We start from the raw sequence: 25,788 nt of genomic DNA, 5'->3' as shown, positions 1-25,788 counted from the left end.
TCGCCGTGTCCGGCCGTGCGGCCGGCCGTGTGTCAGTCCTCGGTCTTCCGGTCCGCGCCGTCCTCGGCGCCGGTCCGCTTCCGCTTGCGCGAGTCCCCCTCCGGGCCGAGCGGGACGAGGAGGTCCCCGACGGCGTAGGCCAGGCCGGCCGCCCCCTTGACGACCTTGCCCAAGACGTACGCGAGCTCTTCCACGGGCCCTCCCGTTTTCCCCAGGGCCGTCCGTCACTCGACGGCGGCCGCCACCTGACCGGCCGGCGCGGCGGCGGGTGCCGCCTGCGGCCGGAACGTCAGCGCCGCGTAGACCAGGCCGCCGACCAGCCCCGACAGGACGAAGCTGCAGTCCACCCCGCCGGTCAGGGGCAGCAGCGGCGCCTCGTACAGCGGTGTGGACACGGCGGCCAGGCCCACCGCCGCACCCGCCGCCCAGGAGGCGGTGGCGCGGAGGTTCCACCCGGCGCTGTACCAGTAGACGCCGCCGCGGGCCCGGCGGTTGAACACCTGCAGGGCATCGGCGTCGTACGCGCCGCGGCAGCGCACGAAGCCGATCAGGGTGATCACCGCCCACGGGGTGCCGATGGCGGTGAGCAGCAGGACGAAGGAGGTCATCGCGGCCTGCGCGTTCCAGGCGAAGGAGCCCAGGAAGACGAAGACGGTGGCGACGACGGCGGCCACCAGGGTGGCCTTGGTGCGGGTGGCCTTCGGCACGATCGCGTCGAGGTCCAGGCCCATGGAGTACAGCATCAGCCCGGCGTTGCCCACCGAGCCGGCCGCGGCGGCCACCAGCAGCGGGATCAGGTACCAGACCGGGGAGGCGGTCACCAGCGGACCGGCGTAGTCCAGGCCGGCCCGGGCGGCCAGGGCGGTGTACGCGCCGAACAGCTGCGGCACCAGCAGACCGGCGAGCAGGCCCAGGCCGGTGGCCCACAGCACCTTGCGGGAGCTGTGCCGCGCCGGGGATATGTAGCGGGTGTAGTCGCCCAGCAGGGTGATGAAGGCGACCGGACCGCTGAGACCGGCGGCGACGGCGGCGAGCAGCCAGGTCGGCCAGAAGGAACCCAGCAGGTACGGGGTGTCCGGCGGGGCGGCGGTGGTGAAGTCACCGGCGTACGCGTACACGCCCACGGCCAGCAGGGCCACCATCACGACGGCCAGCAGCTTGCTCATCCGCAGCAGCAGCCGGTAGCCGAAGACGGCCCCGACGACGGTGCAGGCGGCCAGGACGCCGTACATCAGCGCCTTGGAGAGCCCGGTGTCGGGCAGGCCGGTGAGCCGGGAGAGCACCCCCACCATCACGTCGCCGCCGATCCACAGCGTGAGCGCGGTGTAGCCGAGCGCGAGCAGCAGGCCCACCACCGAGCCGACGAGGCGGCCCCGGACGCCGAACTGGGCGCCGCTGGAGGTGGACAGATTGGTGGCGGTGCGCAGCGAGACCAGCGCGAGCGGCGCGGTGAACGCGATCCCGGCCACGGTTCCGGCCACGATGGCGGTGACGGAGGGCCACCATCCGAGGCCGAAGGAGGGCGGCAGCCAGCCGAAGACGATCACGCCGAGACAGAGGTTCGAGCCGAGCAGGATCGCCACGAGGTCGCGAGGGGAGCTGGTGCGCTCCGCCTCCGGAATGGTGTCGACTCCGCGCTGTTCGATGGGCATGGGGGACTCCCGGGCAGAGGACGGATGGGGCGGGGACGGGGGATGGGGATTGTTTAGAGCGACACTCAATGTGACGCAACCCCATGTCGCAGGTCAATGGTTCCCTGCGAAGAAATGAACAGTTAGAGTGGCGTTCTAAACCTTGGATCTGGGAGGTGGACGTCGTGCGGCTGACCCCGACGGAGCGCGACCGGCTGCTGCTCTTCAGCGCGGCGGAACTGGCCCGCGCCCGGCGTGCGCGCGGACTGAAGCTGAACGTCCCGGAGGCGACGGCTCTGATCGTGGACACGGTCTGTGAGGCCGCCCGCGACGGGAAGCGGCTCGCGGAGGCCATCGAGGCCGCCCGCAGCGTGCTCGGCCCCGGGGACGTCCTGCCGGGCGTCGCCGACGTGGTCACCGAAGTGCACGTGGAGGCGGTCTTCGACGACGGATCCCGCCTCGCCGTGGTCTCCTCGCCGATCAAGGGCGCGGTGCCGCTGGGCGACGACGCGCCCGGCGCGGTCGTCCCCGGCCCCGAGAGCCCGGCGCCCGAGCCGGAGGTGCGGCTGACCGTCCGGAACACCTCGGCCGTCCCGATCAGCGTGACCTCGCACTTCCACTTCTTCGAGGCGAACCCGCGACTGGACTTCGACCGGGCCGCCGCCTACGGCATGCGCCTGTGCGTACCGGCCGGCTCCTCGGTCCGTTTCGACGCCGGCGGCGAGTTCGAGGTGGGCCTGGTGTCCATCGGCGGCGACCGCGTCGCCATCGGCTTCGCCGGACTGGTGGACGGACCGCTGGACGCCCCCGGCGCCAGGGAGGAAGCCCTGCGCCGCGCCGCCGCGTGCGGCTACCTGGGAGTGGAGGGAGGAACGCGATGAGCAGGCCCACCAAGCACAGTGACCACTGCGCCCCCGGCAGCCGGCACATCGACCCGCACGAGTACGCCTCCGTCTTCGGCCCCCGGGCCGGTGACCGGGTCCGCCTGGGCGACTCCGGTCTGACCGTGCGGGTCGAGTCCGACGCCCAGAAGCCCGGGGACGAGTTCCTGGCCGGTTTCGGCAAGACCGCCCGTGACGGGCTGCACCTGAAGGCCGCCGCGGTCCGCGAGACCTGCGACGTGGTCATCAGCAACGTGCTGGTCATCGACGCCGTGCTGGGCATCCGCAAGGTGTCCATCGGCATCCGCGAGGGCCGGATCCACGCGATCGGCCGGGCGGGCAACCCCGACACCCTGGACGGGGTCGACGTGGTCGTCGGCACCGGCACCAGCATCGTCTCCGGCGAAGGCCTGATCGCCACCGCCGGCGCCGTGGACACCCATGTCCACCTGCTCTCCCCGCGGATCATGGAAGCCTCGCTGGCCGCCGGTGTCACCACCGTCATCGGCCAGGAGTTCGGCCCGGTCTGGGGCGTCGGCGTCAACTCCCCGTGGGCACTGAAGCACGCCTTCAACGCCTTCGACGCCTGGCCGGTGAACATCGGCTTCCTGGCCCGGGGCTCCTCCTCGGACGCCGCCCCGCTGGTCGAGGCGCTGGCCGAGGGCGGCGCGTCCGGGTTCAAGGTGCACGAGGACATGGGCGCCCACACCCGGGCCCTGGACACCGCGCTGCGGGTGGCCGAGGAGCACGACGTCCAGGTCGCCCTGCACTCGGACGGCCTCAACGAGTGCCTGTCCGTGGAGGACACCCTCCGGGTCCTGGACGGCCGTACGATCCACGCCTTCCACATCGAGGGCTGCGGCGGCGGGCACGTCCCCAACGTGCTGAAGATGGCCGGCGTGCCGAACGTGATCGGCTCCTCCACCAACCCGACCCTGCCCTTCGGCCGGGACGCGGTCGCCGAGCACTACGGCATGATCGTCTCCGTCCACGACCTCAAGCCCGACCTCCCCGGCGACGCCGCCATGGCCCGCGACCGGATCCGCGCGGGCACGATGGGAGCCGAGGACGTCCTGCACGACCTGGGCGCCATCGGCATCACCTCCTCCGACGCCCAGGGCATGGGCCGGGCCGGTGAGACGATCCGCCGTACCTTCGCCATGGCCGCCAAGATGAAGGCCGAGCTCGGGCCCCTGCTTCCCCATGACGGGGAAGGCGGCGACGGGGAGGGCGACGACAACGCCCGCGTCCTCCGCTACATGGCCAAGCTGACCATCAACCCGGCCATCGCCCACGGCCTGGCCCACGAGATCGGCTCCATCGAGGTCGGCAAGCTCGCCGACATCGTGCTGTGGCGCCCCCCGTTCTTCGGCGCCAAGCCCCAGCTCGTCCTCAAGTCCGGCTTCCCGGCCTACGGAGTCACCGGCGACCCCAACGCCGCCACCGACACCTGCGAGCCCCTGGTGCTCGGCCCGCAGTTCGGCTCGTACGGCGCCACCGCCGCCGACATCTCGGTCGCGTTCGTCTCCGCCGCCGCGGCCGCCCTCGGCTCCGACGCCATGCCGACCCGCCGCCGCCGGGTCGCCGTCCGCGGCACCCGCGGCATCGGACCGGCCGACCTCCTCCTCAACTCCCGGGTGGGCGCGGTCGATGTGGACGCGCGCAGCGGACTCGTCTCCCTCGACGGGGAACCGCTGCGCTCCGAAGCCGCCGACTCGGTCGCCCTCAACCGCCTGTACTTCCTGTAAGAGCAAGGACCCCTGATGAACAAGCCCGTCGACGCCGGTCACCGCATGCCTCCCGAGTGGGCTCCGCACGAGCGCACCTGGATGGCCTGGCCCAGCCCCAACCCGACCTTCACCAACGAGGAGGAGCTCGCCGAGGCCCGCCGGGCCTGGGGCTCGGTCGCCCGCGCCGTCAGCGCGTACGAGCCCGTCACCCTGGTCGTCCCGCCCGGTGACGCCGAAGGCGCCCGCGCCGTGGTCGGCGCCGGCGACAAGCACCCCATCGACCTGGTGGAGCACGAGCTCGACGACGCCTGGATGCGGGACATCGGCCCCACCTTCGTCACCAGCGCCCAGGGCGAGCTCGCCGCCGTCGACTGGACCTTCAACGGCTGGGGCGCCCAGGAGTGGGCCCGCTGGGACAACGACTCCAAGGTCGCCCGGCACATCTCCGACCTCGTCGGCACGCGCACGTACTCCACCCCGCTGGTCAACGAGGGCGGCGCCATCCACGTCGACGGCGAGGGCACCGTCCTGCTGACCGACACCGTGCAGCTCGGCGAGGGCCGCAACCCCGGCTGGACCCGCGAGCAGGTCGAGCAGGAGATCCACGCCCACCTCGGCACCACCAAGGCCATCTGGCTGCCGTACGGCCTGGCCGGCGACTACGGCACCTACGGCACGCAGGGCCACGTCGACATCGTCGCCGCCTTCGCCCGCCCCGGCGTGGTGATGGTGCACACCCAGCCCGACCCGGCGCACCCCGACCACGAGCGCTGCAAGCTCATCGCCGCCCTGCTGCGGTCCGCCACCGACGCCCGGGGGCGGCAGCTGCAGGTCGTGGAGATCCCGGCGCCGACCGTGCTGGAGGAGGACGGCGAGTGGGTGGACTACTCGTACATCAACCACTACCTGTGCAACGACGGCGTCGTACTGTGCGCCTTCGACGACCCGCGGGACGAGGAAGCGGCCGAGATCTTCCGCGGACTGTTCCCGGAGCGGACCGTGACGCTGGTTGACGCACGTACGATTTTCGCCGGGGGTGGCGGTATCCACTGCATCACCCAGCAGCAGCCCAAGGTCTGAGGACTCGCCCGAGTCCGAGGACCGCGAACGTGAGGGAGTGGCCATGGTGGCGGGTGGGGTACGCGCGAGGAAGAACGCGCCGCCGCGCGAGGAAGTCCTCGCCGCCGCCATGGCCACCATCGCGGAGCGCGGCCTGGACGGCCTGACCATGGCCGGCCTGGGCCGCCAGGTCGGCATGAGCAGCGGACACCTCCTGTACTACTTCCGGACCAAGGACGAGCTGCTGCTGCAGACCCTGGAATGGAGCGAGGCCGCGCTCGGCCTCGAACGGCGTGCCCTGCTCTCCCGGCGCGGCACGGTCGCCGACCGGCTCGCCGCGTACGTCGACCTGTACGTTCCCGAGTACGCCCGGGACCCGCACTGGACGCTCTGGCTGGAGGTCTGGAACCGGTCCCAGAACGCCGGGCCGGAGGAGCGGGAGCGCCAGGCCGCGATCGAGGGTGCCTGGCACCGCGACCTGGTCGCGCTGCTCGCCGAGGGGATCTCCCGGGGCGAGTTCCGCCCGGTCGACGCGGAACGCGTCGCCGCCCGCGCCCGCGCCCTGCTGGACGGCTTCAGCATCCAGCTCGCCGTGGGCCTGCCCACGCTCGACCGCGCCGGCATCCTGGCCCACGTACGCGAGTTCTTCACCGAGGCGCTGACACCGTAGGTGTGGGCAGGCGTTCCGCCCCGCCGGAGCCACCGCTGTCCGGCGACGTGACGAACGCCGCCCACATGGTGAGACTCGCGTCCGCCCGCCGGGAACCGTATGGCACACTGCGAACGTGCTTGCTCAGACCGTGATTATCTGCAGCAGCGCGCCGGTCCGCAGTGACCGCTGAACCGCGGAAAACCTCCACGGGCAGCGACACCGTGCCCCTGACCCGCGCGCAGACCTCTCGCACCAGCGAGAGGTTTTTTGTTTCCCGGCGCACGAAATGCCGGGAGCGCCCCGCGCGCGATGATGGGGGCAGTGGATCCCGGGCATCCGGAGCCACTCATCCGACAGGAGTCCAGATCACCATGACGCCAACAGGGACGACAGAGGCGAAAGCCGTCCTGGACGACAGCTTCCACATCTTCGACACGACCCTGCGTGACGGCGCGCAGCGCGAGGGCATCAACCTCACGGTCGCGGACAAGCTGACGATCGCCCGGCACCTGGACGAGTTCGGCGTCGGATTCATCGAGGGCGGCTGGCCCGGCGCCAACCCCCGCGACACCGAGTTCTTCGCCCGCGCGCAGGCCGAGATCGAGTTCCGGCACGCCCAGCTGGTCGCCTTCGGCGCCACCCGCCGGGCCGGAGCCTCCGCGGCCGAGGACCCGCAGGTCCGCGCCCTGCTGGAGTCCGGCGCACCGGTGATCACCCTGGTGGCGAAGTCCCACGACCGGCACGTGGAACTGGCCCTGCGCACCACCCTGGACGAGAACCTGGAGATGGTCCGCGACACCGTCTCCTACCTGCGCGAACAGGGCCGCCGGGTGTTCGTCGACTGCGAGCACTTCTTCGACGGCTACCGCGCCAACCCGGAGTACGCCAAGTCCGTCGTCCGCGCCGCCCACGAGGCCGGCGCCGACGTGGTCGTCCTCTGCGACACCAACGGCGGCATGCTCCCCGCCCAGATCACCGCCGTGGTCTCCACGGTGCTGGCCGACACCGGCGCCCGGCTGGGCATCCACGCCCAGGACGACACCGGCTGTGCCGTGGCCAACACCCTGGCCGCCGTCGACGCAGGCGCCACCCACGTGCAGTGCACCGCCAACGGATACGGCGAGCGGGTCGGCAACGCCAACCTGTTCCCGGTGGTCGCCGCACTGGAGATCAAGTACGGCCGCACCGTCCTCCCCGAGGGCGCGCTCGCCGAGATGACCCGGATCTCGCACGCCATCGCCGAGGTGGTCAACCTGACCCCCTCCACGCACCAGCCCTACGTCGGTGTCTCCGCCTTCGCGCACAAGGCCGGCCTGCACGCCTCCGCCATCAAGGTCGACCCCGACCTGTACCAGCACATCGACCCCGAGCGGGTCGGCAACACCATGCGCATGCTGGTCTCCGACATGGCCGGGCGGGCCTCCGTCGAGCTCAAGGGCAAGGAGCTCGGCGTCGACCTCAAGGGCGACCGCGAGCTGATCGGCCGGGTCGTGGAGCGGGTCAAGGAGCGGGAGCTCCAGGGCTACACATACGAGGCCGCCGACGCCTCCTTCGAGCTGCTGCTGCGCGCCGAGGCCGAGGGCCGGGCCCGCCGCTTCTTCAAGGTGGAGTCCTGGCGCGCGATCAGCGAGGACCGCCCCGACGGCACCCACGCCAACGAGGCCACGGTCAAGCTGTGGGTGCGGGGCGAGCGGATCATCGCCACCGCGGAGGGCAACGGCCCGGTCAACGCCCTGGACCGGGCGCTGCGCGAGGCGCTGGAGAAGTTCTACCCGCAGCTGGCCAAGTACGAGCTGGTCGACTACAAGGTGCGCACCCTGGAGGGCACGCACGGCACCGAGTCCACCACCCGCGTGCTGATCACCACCACCGACGGCAACAAGGAGTGGAACACGGTCGGCGTGGCCCCGAACGTGATCGCCGCCTCCTGGCAGGCCCTGGAGGACGCCTTCACCTACGGGCTGCTGCACGCTGGCGTGGAACCGGCCTTCCGGATGATGCTCCGCCCGCCGGCCCACACCTCCCCGGGCGCCCCCGGCCGCCCGATCCGCCCCCGGGTCTGAGGCAACCGCCCGGTCCTCGCGCCCGCTTACCTTATGTCCGGCTTACACAGGAAAACGCCTGTTCGGGTAGCGTCGTAGGCATGAGGACCAGGCTGATACCCGCCGTACTTTCCGGCCTGCTGCTCGCACTGTCGGCGACCGCCCTCGCGGTCGCCCCACAGGCGTCGGCCGCGACCGGACCGGACGCCGTGGCCGAGGCCCTGAAGCAGGGCCCGGTCTACGTCGACCCGCGCGCCCAGGCGCAGTTGTCGAAGGACCAGGCGGATGCCCTCGCCAAGAAGATCAAGGACGCGGACAAACCGCTCTTCGTCGCCGTGCTGCCGAACTCCAGCGAGTTCCCCCCGGACACGGTGTTCCGCAACGTGCGGTCCCTGACCGGCATCACCGGTCTCTACGCCATCCGGCTCGGAGACGGCTTCGACGCCAAGGCCGACCCGAGGGTCATGCCGGGGAACGCCGTGCAGAACCTCTCCGAAGCGGTGAAGGCGGGCGGCCCGGTGGACGCGTCCACCCAGCTCAACAACTTCGTCGACCAGGCCCTGCCGCAGACGAGGGGCAGCGCCCCCGCCTCCTGGGGCACCACCGGAGCCCCCGGCGGCGGTGTGGACACCACGGCGCTGGTCGGGCTCGGCGCGGTCGCGGTGCTCGGCGGCGGAGGCGCGTACGCCCTGGTCCGCCGGAACCGCAGGCGCAAGGAGGAGGCCGAGCAGGCGGCGGTGGAGAAGCTGCGGGTGGTGGTCGACGAGGACATCACCGCCTTCGGCGAGGAACTCGAACGGCTGGACTTCCACCCCGGTGAGCCGGGCGCCGACGACGTCATGCGGCAGGACTACGAGCGGGCCCTGGACTCGTACGACCGGGCCAAGCAGATCATGGGCTCCGTGCGGCACCCGGAGGAGGTCAAGGGGGTCACCCAGGCGCTGGAGGACGGCCGGTTCGCGCTGGCCGTGCTCGCCGCCCGCCGGGAGGGGCGGCCGCCGCCCGAGCGGCGCGCGCCCTGCTTCTTCGACCCGCGGCACGGTCCCGGCACCGAGGACGCCTCCTGGGCGCCCGCTGCGGGCACGCCCCGCACGGTCCCGGTGTGCGCCGCGGACGCGGTCCGCCTGCGCGACGGCAAGGACCCGATGGTCCGCACGGTCGACACCGACCGTGGTCCGCGGCCCTACTACGACGCCGGACCGGTGTACGGGCCGTGGGCCGGCGGCTATTTCGGCGGCGGGATCCTGCCCGGCCTGCTGGCGGGCACGGTGCTCGGCTCGATGATGTCCAGCCCGGCCTACGGCGCCGACTGGGGCGGCGCCGGTTACGGAGACGGCTTCGAGGGCGGCGACTTCTCCGGCTCCGACTTCGACGCCTCCGACTTCGGGGGCGGTTTCGGCGGCGGGGACTGGGGCGGTGGCGGCGGGTTCGACGGCGGGGGCGGGTTCTGAGCACCGCCCCCGGGGCCGGGTGACGAGGCTCAGGCCGCCTTGCGGATGGCCGAGATGTCGAAGGTCAGCTTCACCTTGTCGCTGACCATCACGCCGCCGGCCTCCAGCGCGGCGTTCCAGGTCAGGCCCCACTCGGAGCGCAGGATCTCGGCGCGGCCCTCGAAGCCGACGCGCTCGTTGCCGTAGGGGTCGGTGGCCGCGCCGTTGAACTCCAGGTCGAGGGAGAGCGGGCGGGTGACGTCCTTGATGGTGAGCTCGCCGGTGAGGCGGTAGGTGTCGGCGCCGGTCCGGGCGGCCGCGGTGGAGCGGAAGGTCATCAGCGGGAAGGTCTCGGCGTCGAAGAAGTCCCCGCCGCGCAGGTGGGTGTCGCGGTCGGCGATACCGGTGTCGACCGAGGCGGTCCGGATCTCGACGACGGCGGTGGACCGGGAGGGGTCGGCCCCGTCCAGGCGGAGGGTGCCCTCGTGGTCGGTGAAGTTGCCGCGGACGTTGGTCACCATCGCGTGCCGGACGGTGAAGCCGATGCTGCTGTGCGCGGGGTCGATGGTGTAGTCGCCGGTGAGGGCGGCCAGGGCCGGGTCGGCGTCGAGGACGGCGGTGGCGGCGGGGGTGACGGTCTCGCTGGTGCGGCGGCTGAAGATGCCCATGGTGTGCTCCTCGGTGGGGGGACGTTCGTTGAAGTTTCAACGAGAACGACAGTAGACCCATTCTGTTCAACTTTCAACTTAACTCGCGAGTCTTGTGGGGAGTGGACAAAGGCAGCAGGTCCCTGCTGGTGATGTCCTTGCACGCCCCGGCGCTTCTGTGTGGGCCTCACAGCGGATCGGGTCCGAGACTGTGCGGTCTCTACGGAGGGTTTCCCGAGGTCGCCTTCGTAAGGTCGATACATGACCGTTGTGGACCAGACTCCAGGCGAGCCGACGGACGCTCGCGGCCGCGTGGCCGAGCTGCACGACCTGCGCGAGCAGGCGCGGCGCGGCCCCAGTGACCGCGCGACCGAAGCCCAGCACGCCAAGGGGAAGCTGACCGCCCGCGAGCGCATCGCGCTCCTCCTCGACGAAGGCTCCTTCAAGGAGGTCGAGCAGCTGCGCCGGCACCGGGCGACCGGTTTCGGTCTGGAGGCCCGCAAGCCCTACACCGACGGTGTCATCACCGGCTGGGGCACCGTCGAGGGCCGCACGGTCTTCGTCTACGCCCACGACTTCCGGATCTTCGGCGGCGCGCTGGGCGAGGCCCACGCCACGAAGATCCACAAGATCATGGACATGGCCATCGCGGCCGGTGCGCCGCTGGTGTCGCTGAACGACGGCGCCGGCGCCCGTATCCAGGAGGGCGTCTCCGCCCTCGCCGGCTACGGCGGCATCTTCCAGCGCAACACCCGCGCCTCGGGCGTCATCCCGCAGATCAGCGTGATGCTCGGCCCCTGCGCGGGCGGCGCGGCGTACTCCCCGGCCCTGACGGACTTCGTGTTCATGGTCCGGGACACCTCGCAGATGTTCATCACCGGCCCGGACGTGGTCCGCGCGGTGACCGGCGAGGAGATCACCCAGAACGGCCTCGGCGGCGCCGACGTGCACGCCGAGACCTCGGGCGTGGCCCACTTCGCCTACGACGACGAGGAGACCTGCATCGCCGAGGTCCGGTACCTCATCTCGATGCTGCCCTCCAACAACCGGGAGAACCCGCCGGCCCACCCGACGGACGACCCGGCCGACCGCCGCTCGGACGTCCTGCTGGACCTGGTCCCCGCCGACGGCAACCGCCCGTACGACATGCTCAAGGTCATCGAGGAGATCGTCGACGACGGCGAGGTCCTGGAGATCCACGAGCGCTGGGCCCGCAACCTCATCTGCGCCCTCGCGCGGATGGACGGCCAGGTCGTCGGCATCGTCGCCAACCAGCCCGGCCACCTCGCCGGCGTCCTCGACATCGAGGCGTCCGAGAAGGGCGCGCGCTTCGTCCAGATGTGCGACGCCTTCAACATCCCGATCCTGACCTTCCTGGACGTCCCGGGCTTCCTGCCCGGCGTCTCCCAGGAGCACGGCGGCATCATCCGGCACGGCGCCAAGCTGCTGTACGCGTACTGCAACGCCACCGTCCCGCGGATCAGCCTCATCCTCCGCAAGGCGTACGGCGGCGCGTACATCGTCATGGACTCCCAGTCCATCGGCGCCGACCTCACGTACGCCTGGCCCACCAACGAGATCGCGGTGATGGGCGCGGAAGGCGCCGCCAACGTCATCTTCCGCAAGCAGATCGCCGACGCCGAGGACCCCGAGGCCATGCGCGCCCGCATGGTCAAGGAGTACAAGGCCGAGCTGATGCACCCGTACTACGCGGCCGAACGCGGCCTCGTCGACGACGTCATCGACCCCGCCGAGACCCGCGAGACCCTGATCAGCGCCCTCGCGATGCTCCGCAACAAGCACGCCGACCTGCCGTCCCGCAAGCACGGCAACCCGCCGCAGTAAGGAGACGAAGCCAACGATGAGCACCGACACGATGCTGCGCGTCGAAAAGGGCCACGCCGAGCCGGAGGAGCTGGCCGCGATCACCGCGATCCTGCTCGCCCGCGCCGCCGCCACCCCGTCCGCCGTGCCGGCCCCCCGCCGCTCCACCGCCGGCTGGCGCCGTCTGGAGCGCACCCCGGGCTTCCGCGCCCCGCACAGCTGGCAGGGCTGACCCGCAGACGCCCCCGCAGGCCCCGCACCCGAACCACGGGTGCGGGGCCTGCCGCATGTCCGGGCCCGGCACCATGTCCGGGCCCGGCCCCGCCCTCTGCGAGGGCGCACGGCAACGGCGAAGGCCCCGTGTCCACCGGAGAACCGGGGACACGGGGCCTTCGCGTACGCGCGGCGCGTACTACCGCAGGCGTGCCATGAGTGCGTGCTCGACGAGCGTGATGAGTGCGGACTTGGCGTCTGCGCGGTGGCGGGCGTCGGTGGTGATGATGGGGGCGTCCGGGCCGATCTGGAGGGCCTCGCGGACTTCTTCGGGGGTGTAGGGCTGGTGTCCGTCGAAGCCGTTGAGGGCGATGACGAACGGCAGGCCGCTGTTCTCGAAGTAGTCGACGGCGGGGAAGCAGTCGGCGAGGCGGCGGGTGTCGACGAGGACGACGGCGCCGATGGCGCCGCGGACGAGGTCGTCCCACATGAACCAGAAGCGGTCCTGTCCGGGGGTGCCGAACAGGTAGAGGATGAGGTCCTGGTCGAGGGTGATGCGGCCGAAGTCCATGGCGACCGTGGTGGTCGTCTTGTCACCGGTGTGGGTGAGGTCGTCGATGCCCGCGGAGGCGGACGTCATGACGGCTTCGGTGCGCAGGGGGTTGATCTCGGAGACCGCGCCGACGAACGTGGTCTTGCCCACGCCGAAGCCGCCCGCCACCACGATCTTCGCGGAGGTGGTGGAGCGAGCCGCTCCGCCGTTAGAGCTTGCGAAGTCCACTGAGCACCCTTTCGAGCAGTGTCACGTCTGGCTGGCCGCCCGCGGACTCGTCGCCGCCGGGCTGGTGAATGGCGACGAGCCCGGCCTCGGCCAGGTCGGCGACGAGGATTCGGGCCACGCCGAGGGGAATGGAGAGGAGGGCCGAGATCTCGGCCACCGATTTGATCTCTTGGCAGAGCCGGCAGATGCGCTGGTGCTCGGGCAACTGCCCTTGCAGCCGCGCGGGATCGGCCGTGGTGCTGACCAGCGCCTCGATGGCGAGCTGGTAGCGCGGCCGGGTCCGCCCGCCGGTCATCGCGTACGGACGGACCAGCGGGTTGTGCGCCTTCGCCTGCTGCGGCCGGTCGGCCCGGCCGGGCTGCTGCTGAGGCGCGTACGGCTGCTGTCCGTACGACTGTTGCTGATACGGGGACTGCTCCGGCACGGGGCGGCTGGGAGCGGAGGGGAAGTTGAAGCGGTTCTGGTCGTGCCCACCCTGCGGCTGTGCCGCCCCGCCGTATGGATGTCCTCCTGCGGGTGTTGTCACGTTTCCTCCTCCGACTCCAAAACGCAGTACTCCCGTTGGACCGCGCCACCGCACCTTACGGGGCGGTGGCGCGAAAACGAACTGCCCGTCTGCTAACTGAGAAGACTTCCCTGGAGCTCCGCGCGCAGGTCCGGGGTGAGGACGTTGCCGGCGCGGTCCACCAGAAGGGCCATCTCGTAGCCCACGAGGCCGATGTCGCACTCCGGGTGGGCGAGTACGGCCAGCGAGGATCCGTCGGAGATCGACATCAGGAACAGGAATCCCCGGTCCATCTCGACCACAGTCTGGTTGACGGAGCCGCCCTCGAAGATGCGGGAGGCTCCGGCGGTCAGCGAGGTCAGTCCGGAAGCCACGGCCGCAAGCTGGTCGGCTCGATCGCGCGGAAACCCTTCGGACATCGCCAGCAGAAGGCCGTCGGCGGAGACCACCACGGTGTGGGACACCCCGGGGGTGTTGTCCACGAAGTTGGTGATCAACCAGTTCAGGTTCTGCGCCGCCTGGCTCATCGCGCTCACACTAACGCTCCTGGTCATAGCTGTTACTTGACTGCTCCGAACCCGCACTGCGTCCCTGCTGGACACCACGTCGCAGGTTACTCAGCCTGCCACGGACGTCTTCCGGGGCGCGGGAGACCTGGGGGCCGCCCTGCGGGGTCGTCTCCGCGGAGCCCTCGACCAGGTTGGCCTTGGGCACGCGCCGAGGGAGACCGGACGGGGTGACCCCGCCCGCCTTCGGCTCACGGAGTTTGCCGGCCTGCTGCCAGCGCTCGTCATTGGCCGAACGCCAGCCGGCACCGTCCCGACCCTGCTCCGTCGCCGCGGGGGACCGCTGCTCGAAGAGGGACTTGGCCGGCTCCGCTTCCTGCTGCGCCGGCTGCCACTGCTGCTGGCTGCCGCGACGCGGCAGGCCCGCTCCGGTCATCTCGTGACCGGTTTCGGCAGCGGTTTCCGGACGGTCGAAGCCTACGCGTTCCCGGGCCGGTTCGGGAGCCGACGGGGGTTCCGATTCGTTCCCGTAGCCCTGCTGGTAGTCCGCCTGGTATGCGTTCTGCTCCGGCCACGCCACCTGGGGGGACTGGTCCTGGTACCCGGTGTCGTAGCCCTGGTCGGCCGGCCCACCGTCCTGGTACCCGGCTTCCGGATAGGCATAACCGTCCTGCTGCGGGTAACCCGGCTCGTACGCGTTCTCGTAGCCGGCCTCGTAGCCCTGCTCCGGCTGCTGCTCGTACTCCTGGTACTGCTGGTAGCCGTGCTCCGGCTGAGGTTCCGGATAGTCCTGCGGGTACTGCTGCTGGGCGACGTTCTCCTGAAGCTGCGCGCGGCGCTCCTGGGCGCCCAGCGAGCGGCCCACCGGGTTCATCGGGCCCGTGTCGCCGACGCTCCCGTCGGAGTACCGGGAGTCGTCGAAGCCGAGCTCCGCGGCGGTGCGCAGCGGGGCGCTCTCGAACGCCTGCTGCTGCGGGATCATCTGGGACACGGTGAAGTCGTCGTCCGGGATCCCCTCGCCACCACCACCGTGGGTGATCGCGTCCGGGAGCATCACCAGCGAGGTGGTGCCCGCCTGCTCGCCCGAGGGGCGGAGCTGGACGCGGATGTGGTGACGGTCCGCCAGCCGGCCGACCACGAACAGGCCCATGCGCTGCGAGATCGCCGCGTCCACGGTCGGCGGGTTGGCCAGCTTGTGGTTGATGTCCGCGAAGTCCTCGGCGGTCAGGCCGATGCCCTTGTCGTGGATCTCGACCATCACGCGGCCGTCCGGCAGACGGGTGGCGTTGACGCGGACCTTGGTCTGCGGGGAGGAGAACGTGGTGGCGTTCTCCAGGAGCTCGGCGAGCAGGTGCACGAGGTCGGTCACGGCCCGGCCGTGGATCTCGGCCTCGGAGACGCCCGAGAGCTCGATGCGCTCGTACTGCTCCACCTCCGAGGAGGCGGCGCGGAGCACGTCCACCAGCGGCACCGGCTGGTCCCAGCGGCGGCCCGGCTCCTCACCCGCGAGGATGAGGAGGTTCTCGCCGTTGCGGCGCATACGGGTGGCGAGGTGGTCCAGCCGGAAGAGGTTCTCCAGCTGGTCGGGGTCGGCCTCGTTGTTCTCCAGGTCGGTGATCAGGGTCAGCTGGCCCTCGATCAGCGACTGGTTGCGGCGCGACAGGTTGGTGAAGATCGCGTTGACGTTGCCCCGGAGGAGAGCCTGCTCGGCGGCGAGCCGGATGGCCTCGCGGTGGACCTGGTCGAAGGCGCGGGCGACCTCGCCGATCTCGTCCTGGGAGTTGATCGGGATGGGCGCGACCCGGGTGTCGACCTTGCCGGGGTCCGTACGGGACAGCTGGTCGACGAGCATCGGGAGGCGCTGCTCGGCGATGTCGAAGGCGGCACCGCGCAGGCGGCGCATCGAGCGGCCCATCTGGCGGGCCACCATGCCGGCCAGGATGAAGGCGACGAGCAGGGCCACGACCACGATGGCGCCGTTGGTGATGGCGTCGGTGCGGGCGTCGTCGGAGATGGCGACGGCGTCGTTGACCGCCTTGTCGAGGAGTTCCTTCTCGATCTCCGAGTAGCCGTCGAACTTGGCGGTGGCGGCGGCCTGCCAGACCGGCGCGACGATGCCGTCGGCGGTCAGCTTCTCCTTGGAGGCGCCGCTGGCTATCTCCTCGGTCATGCCCGCGAGGATCGAGCCGCCGCTGTTCGGCGGCCGCTTGAAGGGCTTGCCGGCGGCCTTGGCCTCCTGCTCGGCACGGTCGAGCCGCTCGGCGCCCTGGGCGCTCTTCTTGCCCATGACCTCCTTGAGCCGGTCGGTGTCGGCCTCGGTGCCCGCCGCGACGTACTCGCCGATGGCGATTTCCTCGAGGTAGGCGTAGGAGGAGAAGGCGACGAGCTGCGCCTTGTGGATCTGTTCCTTGCTGTTGGGCCGGACGAGCAGGTGGGTGCCGACCGAGCGCTGCAGCGAGTTGGCGGCCTTGGCGAGCTGGATCGCGTACACCATGCGGCCGTAGCTGGTCACATTTCCGGTGCCGAGACCGAGTTCGTTGGCGAACTGCATGAGGTAGTGCTGGACCAGCACATAACTCTCCTCGGTCGGAATCGGACCGAGGATGTTGTTCGGGAGGTCCTTCTTTTCGGTCTCCAGCTCCTTGGCGTAGGCCGTTTCACGGACCCGCTGGAGCTTGGGCTCCTCCTGCTGGAAGAGCTGCAGACGGCGCTCCAGGCCCTCCTTCTCGGGCATGCCCTCGACGGCCTGGGCGAACTTGGTCTTCGCCGCGTCGGTCTCCGCGTAGGCCTTGGAGATCGCCTCGTCGTCACGGTTTCCGGTGAGCAGCGGTGCGGCGGTGAGGTCGCGCTCGTTGAGCAGCGCCTGGCCGTATTCCGCCGCCGCCTGGACGATGCGGGCCGTCTTCTCGGCGTCCTTCGCCTCGTTCCAGGTGTCGATGGACCCCTTCACCTGGAAGCCGCCCATGACCAGACCGACGAGGGCCGGCAGGACCAGGATGGCGTTCAGACGGGTCGGCACGCGCCAGTTGCGGGGGGAGAACCTGCTGGTGCTTCCGCTGTTCGTGGACTCGTCCACGGGCACGTCGACGGGAGACGCGGCCGCGCGCTGCGGCGGGGTGAAGTTGCCGCGCGCGGCTTCTTCCGCGGGGCTCGAGTTGCTTCGCCTCACTCGACCAACAACCTCTCGGCGGTGCTACTAGCTAGTTCGTTGAATTCCAGCATGGGCAACGGTCGTGTTCCAAACAGTTGAATCCGGCCATTCCCAGAGACTTATGCCTCGCGTAAAACGGACATAAAGAGCGAGTGGCGCCAAACAAGAAGCGTCTCGTACGCGCAGCGGCACCGAGCGAACGCGGCGTGTGTCCAACTACCGTCAATTCTCTGTCGAAACGTTATGAACGACACGGGGCGGGTGGTGTCGTACGACACAGCCCGCCCCGGAAGTCGTGGAGATTGCGTGAACTCGTCTACTTCAAACGTGCCATGAGTGCGTGCTCGACGAGCGTGATGAGTGCGGACTTGGCGTCTGCGCGGTGGCGGGCGTCGGTGGTGATGATGGGGGCGTCCGGGCCGATCTGGAGGGCCTCGCGGACCTCCTCCGGCGTGTAGGGCTGGTGGCCCTCGAAGCCGTTGAGCGCCACGACGAAGGGGAGGCCGCTGTTCTCGAAGTAGTCGACGGCGGGGAAGCAGTCGGCGAGGCGGCGGGTGTCGACGAGGACGACGGCGCCGATGGCGCCGCGGACGAGGTCGTCCCACATGAACCAGAAGCGGTCCTGTCCGGGGGTGCCGAACAGGTAGAGGATGAGGTCCTGGTCGAGGGTGATGCGGCCGAAGTCCATGGCGACCGTGGTTGTCGTCTTGTCACCGGTGTGGGTGAGGTCGTCGATGCCCGCGGAGGCGGACGTCATGACGGCTTCGGTGCGCAGGGGGTTGATCTCGGAGACCGCTCCGACGAACGTGGTCTTGCCCACGCCGAAGCCGCCCGCCACCACGATCTTCGCGGAGGTGGTGGAGCGGACCGCTCCACCGTGGGAACCTCCGTTAGAGCTTGCGAAGTCCACTGAGCACCCTCTCCAGCAGCGTCACGTCCGGCGTGCCGCCGGCCTCTCCATTGCCCGGCTGGTGGATGGCCACCATGCCCGCCTCGGCCAGGTCGGCGACCAGGATCCGGGCGACACCCAGCGGCATCGACAGCAGTGCCGACACCTCCGCGACCGACTTGACCTCGCGGCACAGCGTGCAGATGCGCTGGTGCTCGGGCAGCAGTCCGGACAGGTGCATCGGATCGGCCGTGGTGCTGACCAGGGCCTCGATGGCGAGCTGATAGCGCGGCCGGGTCCGGCCACCCGTCATCGCATAGGGGCGTACCAGCGGCTGGTCGCCTTCCGCGGCGTACGACGAATCGCCGTACGAGTCGGGATAGGCGGGGGGCGGGGTCATGAATCCTCCGGGCTGCGACAGCAGGTGGTCAGCGTGCCGTCTGACGGTGGCCGGTGGGGGGACGGGATGACGGCCGGACGGTGGTACTGGGTCCCGGGGCCAGGGAAGGGACCCCGGTCTCCCGGCCGGCAGTACCGTCCGGCCGGGAGATGGATGATCAGCTGAGCAGGCTTCCCTGGAGTTCCGCGCGCAGGTCCGGGGTGAGGACGTTGCCGGCGCGGTCCACCAGGAGGGCCATCTCGTAGCCCACGAGGCCGATGTCGCACTCCGGGTGGGCGAGTACGGCCAGCGAGGATCCGTCGGAGATCGACATCAGGAACAGGAATCCCCGGTCCATCTCGACCACCGTCTGGTTGACGGAGCCGCCCTCGAAGATGCGGGAGGCTCCGGCGGTCAGCGAGGTCAGTCCGGAAGCCACGGCCGCGAGCTGGTCGGCCCGGTCGCGTGGGAACCCTTCGGACATCGCCAGCAGGAGACCGTCGGCGGAGACCACCACGGTGTGGGACACCCCGGGGGTGTTGTCCACGAAGTTGGTGATCAACCAGTTCAGGTTCTGTGCCGCCTGGCTCATCGAACTCAACTATCGCTCCTGCTGGTAAGTGGGGTCGATGTGGTAACTGCCGGTCGCCGGGCCACTGGTGCCGGCCTGGCGTCCCTGCTGGATACCGCGTCGGAGGTTGGTCAGGCGGCCGCGCACGTCATCGGGCGCACGCGAAACCTGCGGGCCGGCCTGCGCGTCGCCGGCCTGCTGGGCAGTGCCCGCGACCAGGTTCGCACGCGGCACCCGGCGGGGCAGACCCGAGGTGGTCACTCCACCGGCCGCGGGCTGGCGCACCCGCTCGGCCTGTCGCATCAGTTCGTCGTTCGGGGACGACTTCCAGCTCACCTGCGGGGTGGGGCCCGTGGTGGCGGCCGGGGTCGGCTCCGGGGCGGGCTCGTGGCCGCGCTGCGGCAGCGGCTGCTGACGGAGCGCGGCCTGAGCCGGCTGCTGCGGACCGTGGGACTGCTGCTGGGGGACGCCCGGTCCCCGGCCGGGAGCCTGCGGCGTGCCGCCGGCGCCGTCCTGCGGGTACCAGTTCGCCTCCATGGTCTCGAAGATCGGACTACGGGCATCCGCCGGGGACCCGCCCGCCGGGGGCAGTGCCTCCGGCCTGGGGGTCCCCCCGGACGGAGTCTGGGGGAGGGCCTGCGGCAGCTGCGGCGCGTCGGCACGTGGTGCCGGTGCGGGCGCCTGCGGGGCCTGGTACTGCGGCCGGCCCTGCTGAGCCGGGTCGCCGTACGAGCCCACGCCGGGGCCGCCCGGCCGCGCGAACTGTCCGGTGGCGGCCGGGTTCGCCGGACCGCGCACGTCGGGGCGCTCGAACTGGCCGGTGGACTCGGCCTGGGGCATGGCCCAGTTGCCGGTGTCCTGGGGGAGCGGCGCGTTGAAGTCCGGGCGGGGGAACTCGGCCGTGGAGCCGGGACCGGACAGCTCGTCGTGACCGCGCGGCACGTCCGGACCACCGTGGCGGGCCTGGTCGGTTCCCCAGCTGGTCTGGTTGCCCGGCAGCTCGCCTCGTGCGGGCAGCTGGGGGCGCGGCCCACGGGCCGGGGCCTGCGGGGCACCAGGGGCCTGCGGGGCCGGGGCCTGCGGGGCACCCGGGCCGCCGGCCGGCGCCTGCGGCCGCTCGAAGGCGTTGCCCTGCGGGAAGCCCGCAGGACCGGTGTTCTGCGGGGGTGCGGCCGGACGGCCCTGCGCGCCACCGGCGGCCGGACCACGGCCGCTCTGCGGGGCACCGCCGGCGCCGAAGGCGTTCTGGCCCTGCGCGGGACCCTGGCCGAAGCCGCCCTGCGGGTGGTTGCCGAGCCCGCCCTGCGGGTTCTGCCCGGCCCCACGGCCTGCGGCCGAAGCGCCGTTGAAGGCACCCGCGATGCCCGAGCCGCCCTGAGGCGGGGCGGAACCGTCGCGGCCGGGCAGCGCGGCACGCTGCGGACCACCGGACATCTGGCCGCGCTGCGGGGCGCCGCCCACCTGCGGGCGTCCGGGAGCACCGGCCACCGGGGCACCGCCCTGCTGGCCGCCGGGGCCGCCCTGGCCGCCGGGCGCACCCGGACCGCCCTGGCCACCGGGCTTGCGCCCGCCCTGGGCGACGTCCACGGGCAGCATGACGAGGGCCGTCGTACCGCCGGAGTCGGACGGACGCAGCTGGATGCGGATGCCGTGTCGCAGGGACAGGCGGCCGACCACGAACAGACCCATGCGGCGGGACACCGAGACGTCCACCGTGGGCGGAGCGGCGAGCCGCTCGTTGATCGCGGCGAGGTCTTCGGGGGAGAGGCCGATACCGGTGTCGTGGATCTCGACCAGCACGCGGCCGTCGGGCAGCGCGTGACCGGTGACCTTGACCTTGGTCTGCGGGGAGGAGAACGAGGTCGCGTTCTCCAGCAGCTCGGCGAGGAGGTGCACGAGGTCGTTGACGACCCGGCCGGCCACCTCGGTGGAGGGCACCGAGGCCAGCTCGATGCGCTCGTACTGCTCCACCTCGGACGCGGCGGCACGGAGGACGTCGACCAGCGGGACCGGGCGGGTCCACCGGCGGCCCGGCTCCTCGCCCGCGAGGACGAGGAGGTTTTCGCCGTTACGGCGCATGCGGGTCGCGAGGTGGTCGAGCTTGAAGAGGGAGGACAGCTGGTCCGGGTCGGCCTCGCGCGACTCCAGCTCCGAGATCAGCGAGAGCTGGCGCTGGATGAGACCCTGCGAACGGCGCGAGAGGTTGGTGAACATCGCGTTGACGTTGCCCCGGAGGAGGGCCTGCTCGGCGGCGAGGCGGACCGCCTCGCGGTGCACGTCGTCGAAGGCCGCGGCCACCTGGCCGATCTCGTCCCGGGAGTGCACACCGACCGACTCCACGGTGGTGTCCACTTCCTGCGGGTCGGTCTCCGAGAGCTGCTTGACGATCTCGGGCAGGCGTTCCTGGGCGACCCTGGTCGCGGTGTCCTGCAGCCGGCGCAGCGAGCGGATCATGGAGCGGGACACGACGAATGCGCCGATGAGCGAGACGCCGAGGACGAGGAGGATCAGCGCACCGTTGATGATGGCGTCGCGCTGCGACTCGTTCTTGAGCTCGCGGGCCTTCTGCTCCATGTCCCCGAGGAGCTGGAGCTCGATCCGCTTCATCGCCACGATCTTGTTGTCGTAGGCGTCGTACCAGTCCAGCCAGGTGCGGGGATTCTCCTTGGCGAACTGGCCCGGGTTCTTCAGCACACGGCCGGCGTAGCTGTCCGCGGAGGAGATCTCGGAGTTGCCGGAGCCCAGCGGTGCCAGCAGTTCCTCGGACTTGCCCTGGTAGACCAGTTCGAAGGTGACCTTGGCCTGGTCGTAGTTCCGGTAGGCCGAGTACGCGTAGAGGCGGTCGTTCTCCGGCATGGTGCGCTGCTCGGTGGTGTTCGCGGGCAGCGCCGCCGCGATCATCGCGCGCTGGATGGACGCGTACTCCTTGGCGGAGGAGAACGCGGCCAGTGCGCGGGTGCGCTTGATCATCTCCGGGCTGGAGGTCGCCTGCGCCATGTCCTGCGAGAGCGAGAGCAGAGAGACGATCAGGGCGTTGTACTGCGAGACGGTCTGCTGCGATCCGCCGCTCTGGTACGCGTTGCCGCGGATCTCCTCGAGCGAGGCGAGCTGCCGGCTGATCTGCGTGACGTTGCTGCGGATCGACTTGAGGGTCTCGTCCTTCTCCTCCTGGTCGTCGATGTTCGACGTGGCGGAGGCGAAGGCCTGGGCGGCGGCGTCGGTGGAGTCCTGGACGGTCTGGACACCGGAGTCGTTCTTCTTGTTGCTCAGCGGACCGGCCGACCGGTCGCGCTCCTCCTGGAGCGCGGAGGCCAGGTTGGTGGCCTGCCGGGTCAGCGTGGTCAGCAGCTGCATGTGCTCCAGCTGCTCGATCTCGTTGAGCGAGTCGTTGATTCGTACGGCACCCAGCGTGGTGGCCGCGACGACGGGCAGGGTCAGCAGCGACAGCAGTCGCGTACTGATGCGCCAGTTCTGGAGGGCGAGACGGGAACCGGGCCCACTGGGGGCCTTCGGTATCGCCTGGCCCAGGTCGACGGGCTCGGTCGTGGCGCCGGCCTGGACGGCCTTGCGGCCCCTGCCCTTGCCGGCACCCTTTGCCTTCGTCTTGCCCTTGCCGGCCGCCTGAGCGGCTCCGGCCGGGCTTCCGGCGGCACCTTCGGCGCCCGGCCCGCGGTTCTGCGCGTGCTGGGGCGAGGAGCCGCGGTCGGTCCCGCCGCGGGGCTCCTGCTCCGCCGCAGCGCTGCCATCCCTCTTGAAACGTCCCTGCACTAGCGTCGCAACCTCTGGACCAGGCGTCCCGCCGGGCGAGCGGAGGGACGGTGTCGAGTCGTGGGGCCCCTGTCAGGGCCCCGTGGTGGTCGTCGTGACCGCGCGGCTTTCGTTGATTTCTCTTGATTCCCGCGTCGGTCCCGCGAATTCCAGCACAGTGGGGGATCTCCAACAAGGTGCGAGACCCCCACCGGAGAGTCGCTCACGAAAAGTGACGCCAGGACTACGGGGGGTGGAGGGCTTTTGGGAAGGAATCGGACTTCAGTGACGGAAACGCAAAGGGTCGCCGGGTGTCCCAGTCGAGATGATCAGCAGCGGAATGGAACATTCAGTGGCGCAATGTCCGTTTCCGGGGGGCCATGTGACCCGTCAGTATGTCCGTAATGCCCGGTCGCTCGTGAGCAAACTCACATACCCATGGCCATTACTTACCGGTTCTCCCGGGGATTCAGATGTTTAGCCTTTCCCATTACAGGGATGGCACATCCGACAATCGGCGCCCGCGCGGCGCCCCGCTCACCGACAGGGTCAAAGACTCCGATGAAGACGACCATGATGTTCCGCAACATAGCCAACCCCCGCCGCACCACCCTGGCGCACCTGAAGGACGCCGAGGAGGTGCAGGCGGCCGCGGCCCCGGAGCACCCGGTCGACCTGCCGGCCCAGACGGCCAACCCCCGCCGCACCGTCCTGATGCACGCGCCCGTCGCCGCCGTCCAGCCGTAAACAAGGCCGGTCAGGCCCCTCGGCCGCGTTAGCCTGGACCCGCAGACTCCAGCCAGCGGAAACAAGAGGGGCAGGCGCGACCCTTGCGCATCGCCAGATTCTCGATCGACGGAAATGTCGCCTTCGGCGCCGTGGAGGGCACCGCCCCCGACGAACTCGTCATCGACATCATCAAAGGCATCCCGTTCGCGGACTTCGAGCTCTCCGGCACGAAGGTCCCGCTGAGCAAGGTCCGGTTGCTGCCGCCGGTGCTCCCCAACAAGGTCGTGGCCATCGGCCGCAACTACGCGGAGCACGCGGCGGAGCTCGGCAACGAGGTCCCGGACGCCCCGATCACCTTCTTCAAGCCCTCCACCTCGGTGGTGGGCCCGGGCGACCCGATCGCCTACCCCTCCTTCTCGCAGGAGCTCCACCACGAGGCGGAGCTGGCCGTGGTCATCGGCCGCATGTGCCGCGAGGTGCCCCGGGAGCGCGTCAAAGACGTGATCCTCGGCTACACCTGCGCCAACGACGTCACCGCGCGCGACGTCCAGCAGCGCGAGAAGCAGTGGGCCCGGGCCAAGGGCTTCGACAGCTCCTGCCCGCTCGGTCCCTGGATCGAGACCGAACTCGACCCGTCCGACCTCGCCGTGCAGTGCACGGTCAACGGCGAACAGCGGCAGCTCGGCCGCACGAGCGAGATGGTCCGCTCCATCGAGGACCTCATCGTGCACATCACCGAGGCGATGACGCTGCTCCCCGGCGACGTCGTCCTCACGGGGACCCCGGCGGGAGTCGGCCCCCTCAACGTCGGCGACGAGGTCGCCGTCACCATCGAAGGCATCGGCACTCTCACCAACAAGGTGATCAAGCGTGGCTAACGGCTCTGTCCGCGTACGTTTCTGTCCCTCTCCGACCGGCAACCCCCACGTGGGCCTGGTCCGTACCGCCCTCTTCAACTGGGCGTTCGCCCGCCACCACGGCGGCACGTTCGTCTTCCGCATCGAGGACACCGACGCGGCGCGCGACTCCGAGGAGTCGTACGAGCAGCTCCTCGACTCGCTGAAGTGGCTCGGCTTCACCTGGGACGAGGGCCCCGAGGCCGGCGGCCCGCACGCCCCGTACCGCCAGTCCCAGCGGATGGACATCTACGCGGACGTCGCGAAGAAGCTCATCGAGGGCGGCTACGCCTACCACTGCTACTGCACCGCCGAGGAACTCGACGAGCGCCGCGAGCTCGCCCGCCGCGAGGGCCGCCCGTCCGGCTACGACGGCATGTGCCGCGTGGTCACCGAGGAGCAGAAGGCCGCGTACGAGGCCGAGGGCCGCACCCCGATCGTGCGCTTCCGGATGCCCGACGAGCCGATCACCTTCACCGACCTGGTCCGCGGCGAGCTCACCTTCACCCCGGAGAACGTGCCGGACTACGGCATCCTCCGGGCCAACGGCGCCCCGCTCTACACGCTGGTCAACCCGGTCGACGACGCGCTGATGGAGATCACCCACGTGCTGCGCGGCGAGGACCTGCTGTCCTCCACCCCGCGCCAGATCGCGCTCTACAAGGCGCTGATCGAGCTGGGCGTCGCCAAGGACATCCCCTCCTTCGGCCACCTGCCGTACGTGATGGGCGAGGGCAACAAGAAGCTCTCCAAGCGCGACCCGCAGGCCTCGCTCAACATCTACCGCGAGCGCGGCTTCCTGCCCGAGGGCCTCCTCAACTACCTCTCCCTCCTCGGCTGGTCGTTCTCCGCGGACCAGGACCTCTTCACCATCGAGGAGATGGTGGCGAAGTTCGACGTCTCGGACGTCAACGCCAACCCGGCCCGCTTCGACCTGAAGAAGTGCGAGGCCATCAACGCCGAGCACATCCGCCGGCTGGACCCGAAGGCCTTCGCGGACGCCTGCACCCCGTGGCTGCGCGCCCCGCACGCCCCCTGGGCGCCGGAGGACTTCGACCAGGCCGCCTGGGAGGCCATCGCCCCGCACGCGCAGACCCGTGTCACGGTCCTCTCGGACATCACGGCCAACGTGGACTTCCTCTTCCTCCCCGAGCCGGTCTCCGACGAGCCGTCCTGGGACAAGGCGATGAAGGGCGAGCCGGCCGCGCTGCTGACCACCGCCCGCGCCAACCTGGAGTCCGCGAACTGGTCGGACCCGGAGTCGCTCAAGCAGGCCGTGCTCACCGCCGGCGAGGCCCACGGCCTCAAGCTCGGCAAGGCCCAGGCCCCGGTCCGGGTGGCCGTCACCGGCCGCACCGTCGGCCTGCCGCTCTTCGAGTCCCTGGAGATCCTGGGCAAGGAGAAGACCCTGGCCCGCATCGACGCGGCCCTGGCGAAGCTCGCCGGCTGAGTCGTTCGTCACTCCCCGCGGGGGCGGTCGTCCCGCAGTGCCTTTTTGCGCACTGCACGGACGACCGCCCCCGCG

21 protein-coding genes and 1 pseudogene are annotated in these 25,788 nt (G+C 70.8%); 11 read left to right on the top strand and 11 right to left on the bottom strand.

From position 1 onward, the window contains the following. Nucleotides 1-32: 32 nt before the first annotated feature. On the bottom strand, nucleotides 33-194 hold the full coding sequence (locus ACGFQ9_RS28895) for a hypothetical protein (RefSeq protein ID WP_393577782.1): 162 nt from the start codon (nucleotides 192-194) through the stop codon (nucleotides 33-35). A 30-nt stretch (nucleotides 195-224) separates the two neighbouring features. Then, nucleotides 225-1,652, bottom strand: coding sequence for a cytosine permease (locus tag ACGFQ9_RS28890; protein ID WP_393577781.1), 1,428 nt, complete (start codon nucleotides 1,650-1,652; stop codon nucleotides 225-227). Nucleotides 1,653-1,816: 164 nt separating this feature from the next. Between ACGFQ9_RS28890 and ureA the strand changes: the two genes are divergently transcribed. The 6 genes and pseudogenes from ureA to ACGFQ9_RS28860 all read left to right on the top strand — a co-directional run bounded on the left by ureA (nucleotide 1,817) and on the right by ACGFQ9_RS28860 (nucleotide 9,446). Next, a complete protein-coding gene (ureA, locus tag ACGFQ9_RS28885) occupies nucleotides 1,817-2,512 on the top strand; it encodes an urease subunit gamma (protein WP_393577890.1) in 696 nt (231 codons plus the stop codon). Further along, complete coding sequence (locus ACGFQ9_RS28880) at nucleotides 2,509-4,260, top strand: urease subunit alpha (protein WP_393577779.1); 1,752 nt, start codon at nucleotides 2,509-2,511, stop codon at nucleotides 4,258-4,260. The genes ureA and ACGFQ9_RS28880 overlap by 4 nt, the downstream gene beginning before the upstream one ends. 15 nt (nucleotides 4,261-4,275) lie before the next feature. Further along, a complete protein-coding gene (locus ACGFQ9_RS28875; protein ID WP_393577778.1) occupies nucleotides 4,276-5,322 on the top strand; it encodes an agmatine/peptidylarginine deiminase in 1,047 nt (348 codons plus the stop codon). Between the two features lie 43 nt (nucleotides 5,323-5,365). Further along, on the top strand, nucleotides 5,366-5,971 hold the full coding sequence (locus ACGFQ9_RS28870) for a TetR/AcrR family transcriptional regulator (protein ID WP_393577776.1): 606 nt from the start codon (nucleotides 5,366-5,368) through the stop codon (nucleotides 5,969-5,971). A gap of 353 nt (nucleotides 5,972-6,324) precedes the next feature. Next, nucleotides 6,325-7,941 (top strand): annotated as a pseudogene (gene cimA, locus ACGFQ9_RS28865) (citramalate synthase); the annotation flags it as partial. Between the two features lie 155 nt (nucleotides 7,942-8,096). Continuing rightward, nucleotides 8,097-9,446, top strand: a complete 1,350-nt coding sequence (locus ACGFQ9_RS28860; protein WP_393577775.1) for a hypothetical protein — start codon at nucleotides 8,097-8,099, stop codon at nucleotides 9,444-9,446. A 29-nt stretch (nucleotides 9,447-9,475) separates the two neighbouring features. Here ACGFQ9_RS28860 and ACGFQ9_RS28855 read toward each other — a convergent pair whose 3' ends face one another. After that, on the bottom strand, nucleotides 9,476-10,093 hold the full coding sequence (locus tag ACGFQ9_RS28855; protein WP_393577774.1) for a YceI family protein: 618 nt from the start codon (nucleotides 10,091-10,093) through the stop codon (nucleotides 9,476-9,478). Between the two features lie 240 nt (nucleotides 10,094-10,333). Here ACGFQ9_RS28855 and ACGFQ9_RS28850 point away from each other — a divergent pair, with 240 nt between their 5' ends. Continuing rightward, a complete protein-coding gene (locus ACGFQ9_RS28850) occupies nucleotides 10,334-11,917 on the top strand; it encodes an acyl-CoA carboxylase subunit beta (RefSeq protein ID WP_393577773.1) in 1,584 nt (527 codons plus the stop codon). Between the two features lie 16 nt (nucleotides 11,918-11,933). Then, nucleotides 11,934-12,128 carry an acyl-CoA carboxylase subunit epsilon gene (locus tag ACGFQ9_RS28845; protein ID WP_393577772.1) on the top strand — a complete coding sequence of 65 codons (195 nt, stop codon included), beginning with the start codon at nucleotides 11,934-11,936 and terminating at the stop codon, nucleotides 12,126-12,128. Nucleotides 12,129-12,308: 180 nt separating this feature from the next. On the opposite strand, the gene ACGFQ9_RS28840 is transcribed toward ACGFQ9_RS28845, so the two are convergent. The 8 genes from ACGFQ9_RS28840 to ACGFQ9_RS28805 all read right to left on the bottom strand — a co-directional run bounded on the left by ACGFQ9_RS28840 (nucleotide 12,309) and on the right by ACGFQ9_RS28805 (nucleotide 22,659). Further along, on the bottom strand, nucleotides 12,309-12,890 hold the full coding sequence (locus ACGFQ9_RS28840) for an ATP/GTP-binding protein (protein WP_037792108.1): 582 nt from the start codon (nucleotides 12,888-12,890) through the stop codon (nucleotides 12,309-12,311). Then, nucleotides 12,871-13,416 carry a DUF742 domain-containing protein gene (locus ACGFQ9_RS28835; RefSeq protein WP_393577771.1) on the bottom strand — a complete coding sequence of 182 codons (546 nt, stop codon included), beginning with the start codon at nucleotides 13,414-13,416 and terminating at the stop codon, nucleotides 12,871-12,873. The genes ACGFQ9_RS28840 and ACGFQ9_RS28835 overlap by 20 nt, the downstream gene beginning before the upstream one ends. A gap of 92 nt (nucleotides 13,417-13,508) precedes the next feature. Further along, complete coding sequence (locus ACGFQ9_RS28830; protein WP_365112203.1) at nucleotides 13,509-13,922, bottom strand: roadblock/LC7 domain-containing protein; 414 nt, start codon at nucleotides 13,920-13,922, stop codon at nucleotides 13,509-13,511. A gap of 10 nt (nucleotides 13,923-13,932) precedes the next feature. Continuing rightward, a complete protein-coding gene (locus ACGFQ9_RS28825; protein WP_393577769.1) occupies nucleotides 13,933-17,070 on the bottom strand; it encodes a nitrate- and nitrite sensing domain-containing protein in 3,138 nt (1,045 codons plus the stop codon). Nucleotides 17,071-17,368: 298 nt separating this feature from the next. After that, complete coding sequence (locus ACGFQ9_RS28820) at nucleotides 17,369-17,962, bottom strand: ATP/GTP-binding protein (RefSeq protein WP_393577767.1); 594 nt, start codon at nucleotides 17,960-17,962, stop codon at nucleotides 17,369-17,371. Continuing rightward, nucleotides 17,943-18,341 (bottom strand): DUF742 domain-containing protein, encoded by a 399-nt coding sequence (locus ACGFQ9_RS28815; RefSeq protein ID WP_393577766.1) that lies wholly within the window; start codon nucleotides 18,339-18,341, stop codon nucleotides 17,943-17,945. Before ACGFQ9_RS28815 ends, ACGFQ9_RS28820 begins: the two co-directional genes overlap by 20 nt. 157 nt (nucleotides 18,342-18,498) lie before the next feature. Continuing rightward, nucleotides 18,499-18,912, bottom strand: coding sequence for a roadblock/LC7 domain-containing protein (locus ACGFQ9_RS28810; protein ID WP_365112203.1), 414 nt, complete (start codon nucleotides 18,910-18,912; stop codon nucleotides 18,499-18,501). 9 nt (nucleotides 18,913-18,921) lie between these two features. Beyond that, nucleotides 18,922-22,659, bottom strand: coding sequence for a nitrate- and nitrite sensing domain-containing protein (locus ACGFQ9_RS28805; protein ID WP_393577764.1), 3,738 nt, complete (start codon nucleotides 22,657-22,659; stop codon nucleotides 18,922-18,924). A gap of 540 nt (nucleotides 22,660-23,199) precedes the next feature. On the opposite strand from ACGFQ9_RS28805, the gene ACGFQ9_RS28800 reads away from it, so the two are divergent. The 3 genes from ACGFQ9_RS28800 (at nucleotide 23,200) to gltX (ending at nucleotide 25,713) form a co-directional block, all read left to right on the top strand. Then, nucleotides 23,200-23,385 carry a hypothetical protein gene (locus ACGFQ9_RS28800; protein ID WP_393577762.1) on the top strand — a complete coding sequence of 62 codons (186 nt, stop codon included), beginning with the start codon at nucleotides 23,200-23,202 and terminating at the stop codon, nucleotides 23,383-23,385. Nucleotides 23,386-23,468: 83 nt separating this feature from the next. Further along, the gene (locus ACGFQ9_RS28795) at nucleotides 23,469-24,245 is read left to right on the top strand and encodes a fumarylacetoacetate hydrolase family protein (protein WP_365111844.1); all 777 of its coding nucleotides are present in this window, start codon (nucleotides 23,469-23,471) and stop codon (nucleotides 24,243-24,245) included. Next, a complete protein-coding gene (gene gltX / locus ACGFQ9_RS28790) occupies nucleotides 24,238-25,713 on the top strand; it encodes a glutamate--tRNA ligase (protein ID WP_393577760.1) in 1,476 nt (491 codons plus the stop codon). The genes ACGFQ9_RS28795 and gltX overlap by 8 nt, the downstream gene beginning before the upstream one ends. Nucleotides 25,714-25,788: the final 75 nt, after the last annotated feature.

Source organism: Streptomyces sp. NPDC048603, from assembly GCF_043199475.1.
GTDB lineage: Bacteria > Actinomycetota > Actinomycetes > Streptomycetales > Streptomycetaceae > Streptomyces.
The sequence above is the reverse complement of the archived record's forward strand: the minus strand, read 5'-3'. Positions and strand labels throughout refer to the sequence as shown.